This window comes from Sutterella parvirubra YIT 11816, assembly GCF_000250875.1.
GTDB classification, from domain to species: Bacteria; Pseudomonadota; Gammaproteobacteria; order Burkholderiales; family Burkholderiaceae_F; genus Sutterella; species Sutterella parvirubra.
The window spans coordinates 1-9640 of record NZ_JH604858.1; the positions used below are offsets into that span (position 1 = coordinate 1).

At 67.4% G+C, this 9640-nt stretch carries 8 protein-coding genes; 4 read left to right on the top strand and 4 right to left on the bottom strand.

Annotation, left to right across the window (positions count from 1 at the left end; genetic code table 11):
* Positions 1-1100, top strand: a 1100-nt coding sequence (locus HMPREF9440_RS00860) for a molybdopterin molybdotransferase MoeA (protein WP_008540574.1), incomplete at its 5' end; no start/stop codon positions are given.
* Positions 1101-1117: 17 nt separating this feature from the next.
* On the opposite strand, the gene HMPREF9440_RS10885 is transcribed toward HMPREF9440_RS00860, so the two are convergent.
* The 4 genes from HMPREF9440_RS10885 to HMPREF9440_RS00880 all read right to left on the bottom strand — a co-directional run bounded on the left by HMPREF9440_RS10885 (position 1118) and on the right by HMPREF9440_RS00880 (position 6830).
* Entirely contained in the window at positions 1118-2476 is a 1359-nt protein-coding gene (locus tag HMPREF9440_RS10885) for a metallophosphoesterase family protein (RefSeq protein ID WP_008540575.1), read from the bottom strand.
* Positions 2476-3516: a helix-turn-helix transcriptional regulator gene (locus HMPREF9440_RS00870; RefSeq protein ID WP_008540577.1), complete on the bottom strand. Its 1041-nt coding sequence runs from the start codon at positions 3514-3516 to the stop codon at positions 2476-2478. Before HMPREF9440_RS00870 ends, HMPREF9440_RS10885 begins: the two co-directional genes overlap by 1 nt.
* Before the next feature lie 206 nt (positions 3517-3722).
* On the bottom strand, positions 3723-4415 hold the full coding sequence (lolA, locus tag HMPREF9440_RS00875) for an outer membrane lipoprotein periplasmic chaperone LolA (RefSeq protein ID WP_008540579.1): 693 nt from the start codon (positions 4413-4415) through the stop codon (positions 3723-3725).
* A gap of 21 nt (positions 4416-4436) precedes the next feature.
* The gene (locus HMPREF9440_RS00880) at positions 4437-6830 is read right to left on the bottom strand and encodes a DNA translocase FtsK (protein ID WP_008540580.1); all 2394 of its coding nucleotides are present in this window, start codon (positions 6828-6830) and stop codon (positions 4437-4439) included.
* Positions 6831-7145: 315 nt separating this feature from the next.
* Between HMPREF9440_RS00880 and trxB the strand changes: the two genes are divergently transcribed.
* From trxB to HMPREF9440_RS00895, 3 genes are all read left to right on the top strand, one after another.
* A complete protein-coding gene (trxB, locus tag HMPREF9440_RS00885) occupies positions 7146-8105 on the top strand; it encodes a thioredoxin-disulfide reductase (protein ID WP_008540581.1) in 960 nt (319 codons plus the stop codon).
* Between the two features lie 137 nt (positions 8106-8242).
* The gene (locus tag HMPREF9440_RS00890) at positions 8243-8926 is read left to right on the top strand and encodes a Smr/MutS family protein (RefSeq protein WP_008540582.1); all 684 of its coding nucleotides are present in this window, start codon (positions 8243-8245) and stop codon (positions 8924-8926) included.
* 25 nt (positions 8927-8951) lie between these two features.
* Positions 8952-9640, top strand: a 689-nt coding sequence (locus HMPREF9440_RS00895; RefSeq protein WP_008540583.1) for a trimeric intracellular cation channel family protein, incomplete at its 3' end; no start/stop codon positions are given.

Below are 9640 nucleotides of genomic sequence, written 5' to 3' on the forward strand. Positions count from 1 at the left end.
TCCTTTGCGAAGACGTCCTCTCCCCCTTCGACGTGCCCCGCTTCAACAATTCCGCGATGGACGGCTATGCGTTCCGCGGCAGTGAGCTGAAGGGCGAGCGCGTCACGCTCGCCCTCTGCGGCACCTCCTACGCTGGCACCCCCTTTGAGGGCGAGGTTCCTGTGGGCGCCTGCATCCGCATCATGACCGGCGCCGCCGTTCCCGAAGGGCTCGACACCGTCATTCCCTTCGAAGACGTCGAAGCGACGGATGCGGCCGTGAGCTTCTCCGCCGACGCCGTCAAGCCCGGCGCCAACGTGCGCCTCCTCGGCGAAGAAATCCGCAGGGGTCAGGTCGTCATCCCGAAGGGCGCGATGCTCACCCCGGAAGCGTTGGGCCTGGCGGCCTCGTTCGGCCGCGCCGCGCTTCCCTGCGCGTCGCTTCGCGTCGGCGTCTTCTCCACGGGCGACGAACTTCGTGAGCCGGGCGAACCGCTCGGCCCCGGCCAGATCTACGCCTCGAACGGCTACCTCCTTGAAGCCCTCATCACCCGTTGGGGTCATGAGGTCGTGCCGTTGGGCGTGCTTCCCGACGACGAAACCGTTCTCGAAAAGGCGATCCGCGCCGCCATGGCCGAGTGCGACGTGCTCGTCACGACTGGCGGCGTCGGCGAAGGCGACCACGACCTCATCTCGCGCGTCCTGGGGCGATTGGGCTCCATCGAACACTTCCACGTGCGCATGCGCCCGGGGAAGCCTTTGGCGTTCGGCTACCTCGATGCGGGCCACCCGGTCTTCTTCATGGGCCTTCCGGGGAACCCCGTCGCCGCCGCGATGTCGTCGCGTCTCTTTCTGCGCCCCACGCTCGCTCGCCTCTCGGGGCTCACCGACAAGGTCGAGCGCCCCGAAACGGTCCGCGTCGTCTGCGGAAAGGACGTCCGCGCCAAGGCGTCCCGCACGGACTTCGTGCGGGGGAACTTCGTCAATGGGAAGTTCGAGGGCTCTCCCCTGCAGAGCAGCGCGATGCTCACCTCGCTCATGAAGGCCGACGCGGTCCTCATCGTGCCGGAAGGCACCGGTACGCTCCCTGCGGGGAGCGAGGCCGATGCCTTCCTGCTCTGACGTCTGAACGACGTCCGTCAACTTTGCGGTGCCGCGGGAGCCTTGGGCTTTCTGCGGCGCCGTGACCGGCGGCGGGACTTCTTCTCGCCTTCGGGCTTCGGGGCGCTCCCCTCCGCCTTGGGTTTCGCCTGCGCTTCAGTCTTCCCGGGCTTCCCGCTCTTTTGGGTCTGAGCTCCGGGCGTCCGGGCGGCCTTCGCGGCGTCCTCGTCGCGGCGGCGCTTTCTCGGACGGCGCCGACGGCGCTTCGCCTTCTTGTCGTCGTCGCCTTCGGGCGCGACACCCTTTTCCTGCACCAAAGCCTTCTTCTGCGCGTCGCGCTCGGCCTTCTCTTCGGCGCGCTCGCGCGCTTCGGCCTTCGCGAGCTTGCGGCGCATCTCTTCCGCGGCGCGGCGGTCGTCGCAGACGCAGACGCACCCTTCGGGGTTCCTGAAGATTTCCGGCACCACCGCGGGCTTCCAACGGCCGCCCGGCGCGTGCTTCGCCACTTCGCGGCCCAGGGCCGCTTCATGGTCCGCCGTGCTCTCGCCCGAATCGAAAACGAGGGGTTGACCGGGGAGCGGCAGCCCTTCCGTCGGGTAGCTTCTCGCCGCGTATTCGAGCGCGGACTCCAGGGCCGCGGATTCGCGCGGGTCCATCTGCGCCGGAACGATCACCTCACCCTTGAGGTTCACGATCCCGCGGTAGCCCACCGCGCGAACGCACATCCCCTGATGGTGTCCGTAGGCGCGGTCCTCGTGCTGGTGCCCGTGGAAGATCCACTTCACCTTCAGGGCTTCGCCCAAGCGGTCGACCGCGCAGAAGCCCTTCCTGTGGCAGCCTGCCGCCTCGTGCGTGACGAGGATGTCCGCACGCTGCTTCAGAAGGCTCTGGTAGACCGACGGGAAGATGGTCGAACGGTGGCGGCGCGGGAGACCCCCTCGCCAGATGTTCCCCGCGCCCACGCGCCGGATGAAGGTCGCCGGGCAGAAGTAGTTCGGCTGGCCGTCCGGCATCCAGACCTGTCCGCGGAAGACCCCGCCCAGGCCCGCGATGCGCAGACCCGCCACGTTCGCGACGCGACCGTGGAGGTTGTGCGAGGCCAAGTCGGAGCGCCACAGATAGTCGTAGAACTCGTCCGTGTCCGTGTCGTGGTTCCCCGGGATCCACCAGATCTCGGTGTGCTTCAACGCCTCCGCCAAAATCACTTCGAGCGGAGCGGGCGGCTGCATGTCGCCCAGAATCACCATGGCCTTGGGTTTGTATTCCCTGGCCGCTTCATTGATGTGCGCGAATTCGCCGTGCGGGTCACCACAGAAGAAGATTTCCGGAAGCTCCTTGGGCAGGCTTCGACGTGGACGTCTGCCGCGGCGGGGCTTCGGCTTCGTTTCTTCCGCCATCAATCGCTCCCGTCGCCGGGCGCGGCGTTGCGCGCCATGATCCTTTCGGCTTCCTTCGCGACGGCCTGACGGAGTTCCGCAGGCGCGCGCACTTCAACGCGCGAGCCCCAGCGGAGGATGTCGCCCGCGAGTTCGCTCTCGTCGTGGAAGGGGACCGTGAGGCGGATGCGGCCGTCCATTTCCGGCGCCACGCTCTGATGCGGGTGCCAGCGGCGGCGAAGCGCGTAGTTCGCGATGTCGGGTTCAAAGAGGAGCACGGCCTGACGGAGTTCGCCCCCGTGGAAGATGCCGTAGCCGCCGTCCAACTTCGCTTCGATCTCCTCGACGGGGATATTCATCCCTTCGGAGTGCAGAAGCTCCACGCGGCGGATGTTTTCCACCGCGAAGGTGCGCAGTTCCTGAGCCTTTTCGCACCAGGCGTCGACGTACCAGCGGTTGTCGTAGTGGGAGAGGCGCTGCGGCGAAATCGTGCGGAAGGTGACTTCCTTGCGGCTCGGCACGTAGTACCAGATCTGGAGGCGCCGGCGCTGGCAGAGGGCCACGCCGATCGTCTCGAAGAATTCGGACTCGCGGTGAAGCTTCTCACGGTCGAGAATGCGCACGCGGCGGAGAAACTCCGACGTCTTCATGTCGCCCGTCATCGTGAAGAGCGCGCGGATGCGCGCGCTCACCGGGGCGAGCTCTTCCTGAATGGCGGAACCCGTGCGGGCGCGCAGTTCTGCGAGCTGCTCCAAGGTCGTCTTGAGGACGAAGAGTTCGTCCGACCCGTACCAGATGTCGTGCATGCGGGCGGGACGGTTCGAGAGTTCCTTTCGGGGACGGCCCTGCCGCGGCTGCGACGGGTCTGGCATGTCGTAGTAGTAGACGTTGCGCTGACGGTTGTAGACGATCGGCGCGCCGAGCTCCTCGCGCATGTGGCGAAGGTCGCGCTTGACGGTGGGTTCGCTCGCCTTCGTCGCCTCCATCAGCTCTTCAAAGGTGACTTCCTTCTTGTCGGCGAGAATCCTGTCGATCAGGACGTGGCGCATGTGGCTCTTCATGCTACTTTTCGGCCGAAGCCCGCGGGCCCAAAGTCGTCGCACGGGTTCCGAGCCGCTCCGTAATAGGTTTGCGGGCACTCCGGGGCGACCGCCCGACGGAGGCTCGGCGCCCGATCCGGTCGGATCAAATCCATATCCCCGGGGGCGCCGCACGATGAGCCGATTGTACCTCAGGCGCTCACAAGTCTCCCTGCGGGAAAAGGGACTCACCCGAAAATGTTTTCGTCCAGCACGTCGGTGCCTTCGGGCACCTTGAAGCTGAAGCGGTCCGCGGGAAGATCACGCTCCTCGACATTCCGGAACTCGATCGTCGTTTCGTTCAAAAACGCGTCGGTCAGCACCGCCCGCACGGGGAAGCGCCCGTCGCCGAACAGAATGTCGACGTGCTCGAAGGCGCTCCGGTCCGCGGGCACCGCCCGGACGTAGAGCCCCTTTTCACCCGGAGGAAGCGCAAGGGCGGAGACCTTCCAGTCGTGCGAGAAGTCGTGCCCGCCGAAGAGAATCGCGGCGGGCGTCGAGGGGAGCGCCCCTTCGAGGCGCCGCACCGTCACCTGCATCAGATCTTCGTCGTGAAGCCAAAGCGTCTTCCCGTCGCTCATGATCGTCTGACGGTAGGGCTTCTCGTAGACCCAGGCGAAGCGCCCGGGGCGCGAGAACGCGAAGGTGCCGGACGAATCCGGCCCCACGGCCTTCCCGTCGCGCCCGACCGAGCGCTGCGTGAAGGCGCCTTCCGCCGCGCGTACCTCGCGGGCGAAGCTCTCCAGGCGCGCAAGCGCCTCGGCGTCGGGCGTCACCGTCCTGACGGCCTCGGCGGCGAAGCCGATGGAGGTGAAGGGCGCGAGCGCGGCCGCGAGCGTGATGCCGACCAAGGTGCGGCGCGAGAGCGGGAGCGTCTTCATGAGGGGAATTCTCCGGAAAGATCAGTCGCGGGTGGGGACGAGAATCTGGCGCTTCCCCATGCCGTTGGGTTTGCTGACGATCCCCGCCTCCTCCATCGCTTCAAGGAGGTTCGCGGCGCGGTTGTAGCCCACGCCGAGGCAGCGCTGCACGTAGGAGATCGAGGCGCGCTTTTCGGTGAGCACCACTTCGACCGCCTTGTCGTAGAGCGGATCGGACTCGCCCGAGCGGCGGCCGCCCGCCTCGCCCATGCCGTCGCCGCCGTCGTCGTCCGACGCCTCTTCCGTCACGGCGTCGACGTAGTTGGGCGAACCCATCTTCTTCAGTTCATCGACGACGCGCTGGACTTCGCCGTCCGCGACGAAGCAGCCCTGGATGCGGGTCGCCCCCTGGTCGCCCGGGCGGTGCAGGAGCATGTCGCCGTTGCCCAAGAGCTGTTCGGCGCCGGCTTCCCCCAGAATGACGCGGCTGTCGATCGCGCTCGCCACCTGAAAGGAGATGCGGGTCGGCACGTTCGCCTTGATGAGCGACGTCACCACGTCGACCGACGGGCGCTGCGTCGCGAGAATGAGGTGGATCCCCGCCGCACGGGCCTTCTGCGTCAGACGCGTGATTTCGCCTTCGACTTCCTTCCGGTTCGTGAGCATGAGGTCGGCCAGTTCGTCGACCACGCACACGATGTAGGGCCAGGGTTCGAGCGTCCCGGCGTTGGGATCCTCGGGCGCGGCCATCGGGTCGCGGATCGGCTGACCGCGGTCGATCGCCTCCTGGACCTTTTCGTTGTAGCTCGTGAAGTGGCGCACGCCCACGCGGCTCATCACCGCGTAGCGCTCGTCCATCTCGCGGGTGAGCCACTTCAGGGCCGAGGCCGCCTTGTTCATGTCGGTGACGACCGGGCAGAGCAGATGCGGAATCCCGTTGTAGAGCGAGAATTCGAGCATCTTCGGGTCGATGAGCACCAGGCGCAGCTGCGAAGGGTCCGTCCGGTAGAGAAGCGACAAAATCATCGCGTTGATCCCGACCGACTTCCCCGAGCCCGTCGTACCGGCGACGAGGAGGTGCGGCGCCTTCGCGAGGTTCATCGTGAAGGGGCGGCCCGCGATGTCCTTGCCCAACGCCAGGGTGAGCATCGACTTGCTCGCCGTGTAGGCCTCGTCGTTGAGGATTTCCTTGAGGCGCACCATCTGGCGCACCGGGTTCGGCACTTCAAGACCGATGTAGCTCGTGCCGGGGATGCTGAGCACCACGCGCACGGCCTGCACGCCCAACGCGCGGCGAAGGTCGTCGCGGGCGTTTTCGATCTGGCTGCCCTTCACGCCCGGGCCGGGTTCGAGCCAGTACTGCGTGATGACGGGACCGGGCTGCGCGCCCATCACCGCGGCTTCGATGTTGTAGCTCTTCAGCTTCGAGACGATGAGGCGGCTCGTCATGCCGATCGCCTCTTCGTCGGTGCCGCGCTGGTTCGACGGGGGATCTTCGAGAAGACCCAGGCTCGGAAGCGCGACGGGGCCGCGCTTCTGCGCGGGGGCCGGGCGCGCGGGTTTGGGCGCAGGAGGTATCGTGCCGCCCGTCGCCACGGGTTCGGGCGCGGACGCCGCGGGTTCTTCGACCTCGGGCTCCGCGGGCTTGATGATCTGAAGCGGCCGCACGCGCTCTTCGACGATCGGCACGGGGACGGGATCGGGTTCGGAAACCTCTTCGGCCTCCTCCTTCTTCGCGCCGAAGCGGGAGAAGAGATGCCGGTCGATCAGGTCGCCGATCTTCTCCGACACGTCCACCCAGGAGAAGTCGAAGAGCAGCGAGACGCCCACCGCCACCATCGTGAAGAAGAGCACGGTGGCGAGCGCCGTGCCGATGTAGTGCTCGACCGCAAAGGCGAGCGCGTTCCCGAGAATGCCGCCGGGCTCGGCGGGCAGCGGCACCTCGAAGCGCCGGATGCGAAGGGCTTCAAGGGAGGTCGACCCGATCAGAAGCGAGACGAAGCCCACCCCGGCCGAGACGTGCGGCGGGTTGAGACGTTCGGGGTCGGACTCTCCGCGTTGGCGACGCAGAAAGGTGCGCATCGCGAAGATCGCGATCATGAGGAACCCCGGCACGAACCACCAGGCCGAGAGCCCGAAGGTGCCGAACATCAGGTCGGCGAGCCACGCGCCCCAGAGGCCGCAGGTGTTCGTCACCGCCTGCGCGGTGCTCGCGAAGAAGGCCGGATCGTTGTGATCGTACGTCCCGAGCGAAGCGGCGACGACGATGCCCGCCAAAAGCGCAAAGCACCAGCTCCACGCCCAAAGCGTGCGCGCGAGGCCCACGACGGCGCGCCGCGCCGCGGAACCCACCTGCCGCAGGAGTTCACGGCGGCGTTCCGCATCAGCGCCGCGGCCCGTCCCGTTCTTTTTCGTTCGGATGTTCTTCTTCGCCATAGTCCTTCCGGGTGCGGGGCGCCTCTTCACAACACCGGCGCCGCCGTACGAATCCTTTATTTTAAGGAGGAGCGCCGGATACCGCGCGGGCGTCTTGTTGCAAATCCTTCGGGTGCGCCCGGGCGTCCGCCCGCGGCCTCCCGAGGGCGTTCCCCATGAGGGACGATCCCGAGCGCGGAGAATGCTGACTCTATGGGGCGCCGTCCTATAATAGAGAAAATGTTATTCGCGGCCCGGCCGGGGCACTCCTGACGTTTTTCGAAGGCGCACCGCGCCCCGAAGCCCCTTCGCCCGGCGCGCACTGAGGAGATTGTCATGACTCAACCGAAGCACGCACCCGTCGTCATCCTGGGTTCCGGCCCCGCCGGCTGGACCGCGGCCGTCTACGCCGCGCGCGCGAACTTGAAGCCCCTCGTCATCACCGGGATGGAAGCCGGGGGGCAGCTGATGACGACGAGCGAAGTCGACAACTGGCCCGCCGCCGTCGACGGCATCCAGGGTCCGCAGCTCATGGACCAGATGCAGAAGCACGCCGAACGTTTCGGCACCGAAGTCGCCTACGACCACATCGCCGAAGTGGACCTATCGGAGCGTCCCTTCAAGCTTCGCGGCGACATGGGGAGCTACACCGCCGACGCGCTCATCGTCGCGACCGGCGCGAGCGCCATGTACCTGGGGTTGGAGAGCGAAACCGCCTACCGCGGCCGCGGCGTCTCGGCCTGCGCGACCTGCGACGGGTTCTTCTACCGCGGCAAGCCCGTGGCGGTCGTCGGGGGCGGCAACGCCGCCGTCGAAGAGGCCCTCTACCTCTCGAACATCGCCTCGAAGGTGACGCTCGTGCACCGCCGCGACACGTTCCGCGCGGAACCGATCCTCATCGACCAGCTGATGAAGGTGGTTGAGGAAGGGAAGATCGAACTGGCGCTGAACCGCACCGTCGAAGAAATCCTCGGCGACGGGAAGGGCGTCACCGGCGTGCGCCTGGCGTCCACCCAGGGCGAAGCCCCGGTCGACGTGGCGGTCGACGGCGTCTTCATCGCGATCGGCCACAAGCCCAACACCGCGCTCTTTGAAGGGAAGCTCGAACTCGACCACGGCTACGTCGTCACGGGGGGGACGCGCGCGCAGGCCGCGACCGCCACGAGCGTCCCCGGCGTCTTCGCCGCGGGCGACGTTCAGGACCAGAACTACCGCCAGGCGGTGACCTCCGCGGCGACGGGCTGCATGGCCGCGTTGGACGCCCAGCGCTTCCTCGAGGCCGAAGCCGCGAAGTAGGCCTTCCGCCTCATCCGGCTTGAGAAAAGCCCGCAGGGACCCGACGCCCGGCGGGCTTTTCCGTTCCTGCGGCCTACAATGATCTCAACAACCAACCCTTGGCGGACTCCGCCGATCCAGAAGAACGAACCGACACCATGAGCGGACACACTCTCAAGAGTCTCTCCGAACTGCGCGGCGTGAGCCGCGACATGAAGGCCCGTGCGAAGGCCGAAGAGGAAGCGCGCCTCAAGGCGGCGCTCGAAGCCCGCGCCAAAACCGAAGGCGCCCGCGAATTCGAAGAAGCGATGGCGCAGCTCGGCGGCGTACGCCGTCAGGGCACCGGCGCGCGCGTCGCGGCCGTGAAGAAAACCTCAACCCCGACGGGGACGGCATCCCTCGCGCTTCGCGCCCGGGCTGCGGGCCGCGTGGGCGAACCCCGCGTCGTGCGCCTTTCGGACGAAGTCGACCCGAGCGACTTCATCGAGTCCGCGGACGGCCTCACCTACCGCCGCCCCTACGTGCCTGAGAGCCTCGTCAAAAAGCTCCACCGGGGCGAATGGGCCGTCGAAGCCCACGTCGACCTCCACGGGCTCTTCGTCGACGAAGCCCGCGACGAGATCGACGGGTTCGTGCGCGAAGCGCGCATCCGCGGGATGCGGTGCCTTCGGATCGTGCACGGTCAGGGCTACGGGTCGGACGACGGCCGCGGGGTTCTGAAGACGCTCGTTCGCCGTTGGTTGAAACAGATGCCCGAGGTGATGGCCTTCGTGCAGGCGCCCCCGAAGGCGGGCGACGGCGGCGCCGTCATCGTGCTCCTCACGGAGCGCCGCGCGGGCTGAAGTCCCATCCACAGGGGAGGCTCCCATGCTCACCCACCTCACACCGGAAGCCCTGGCCGACACGGTCGGCATCTTCGGCTTCGCGCTCGCCGGCATCATGGCTGCGGCGGGGCGGCGCGTCGACCCCGTCGGGGTCTTCGTGCTCGCCTTCACCACGGCCTTCGGCGGGGGCCTGATCCGCGACATCATCATCGACCGGCGTCCCTTCTACTGGGTCGAGCACGACTACTTCGTCTGGGGCATCCTCGTCCTCACGATCTTCGCCCCGAGGCTCGTCATCCGCTTCAGCGAGAAGACCGCCAACCGCATCTACCTCTGGTCGGACGCGGTCGGGCTCGGCTTCTTCAGCGCGGCGGGCACGTGGGCGGCGTACGTCGACGCGCGCTTCCCCTCGATCGCCGCGGTGCTGATCGGGGTCTGCACGGGGGTTTTCGGTGGGCTTCTGCGCGATGTGTTTCTGAACCGCGTCCCCGCGGTCCTCTCCGACCGCAAGCCCTATGCGGCGGCCGCGTTCGCGGGGAGCTGGCTCGCCGTCCTCTTCGCCAAAGTGGGAACGGATCCCACGACGGCGCTCTGGACCACCGCCGCCGCGATCATCTTCTTTCGGATGGGCGCCCTGAAGTTGGGGCTCGAAATCCGCTACCTCACCCCGCGCGCCAAGGTGGTCTTCCCGGGGAACGGCCCTTTGGAATCCTCCGGGACCCAAGCGCCTCC

What these genes read in the sequence shown, in the direction of transcription:
- trxB (WP_008540581.1), top strand. Translation starts at nt 7,146, where the DNA reads ATGACTCAACCGAAGCACGCACCCGTCGTCATCCTGGGTTCCGGCCCC.
- HMPREF9440_RS10885 (WP_008540575.1), bottom strand. Translation starts at nt 2,476, where the DNA reads ATGGCGGAAGAAACGAAGCCGAAGCCCCGCCGCGGCAGACGTCCACGT.
- lolA (WP_008540579.1), bottom strand. Translation starts at nt 4,415, where the DNA reads ATGAAGACGCTCCCGCTCTCGCGCCGCACCTTGGTCGGCATCACGCTC.
- HMPREF9440_RS00880 (WP_008540580.1), bottom strand. Translation starts at nt 6,830, where the DNA reads ATGGCGAAGAAGAACATCCGAACGAAAAAGAACGGGACGGGCCGCGGC.
- HMPREF9440_RS00890 (WP_008540582.1), top strand. Translation starts at nt 8,243, where the DNA reads ATGAGCGGACACACTCTCAAGAGTCTCTCCGAACTGCGCGGCGTGAGC.
- HMPREF9440_RS00870 (WP_008540577.1), bottom strand. Translation starts at nt 3,516, where the DNA reads ATGAAGAGCCACATGCGCCACGTCCTGATCGACAGGATTCTCGCCGAC.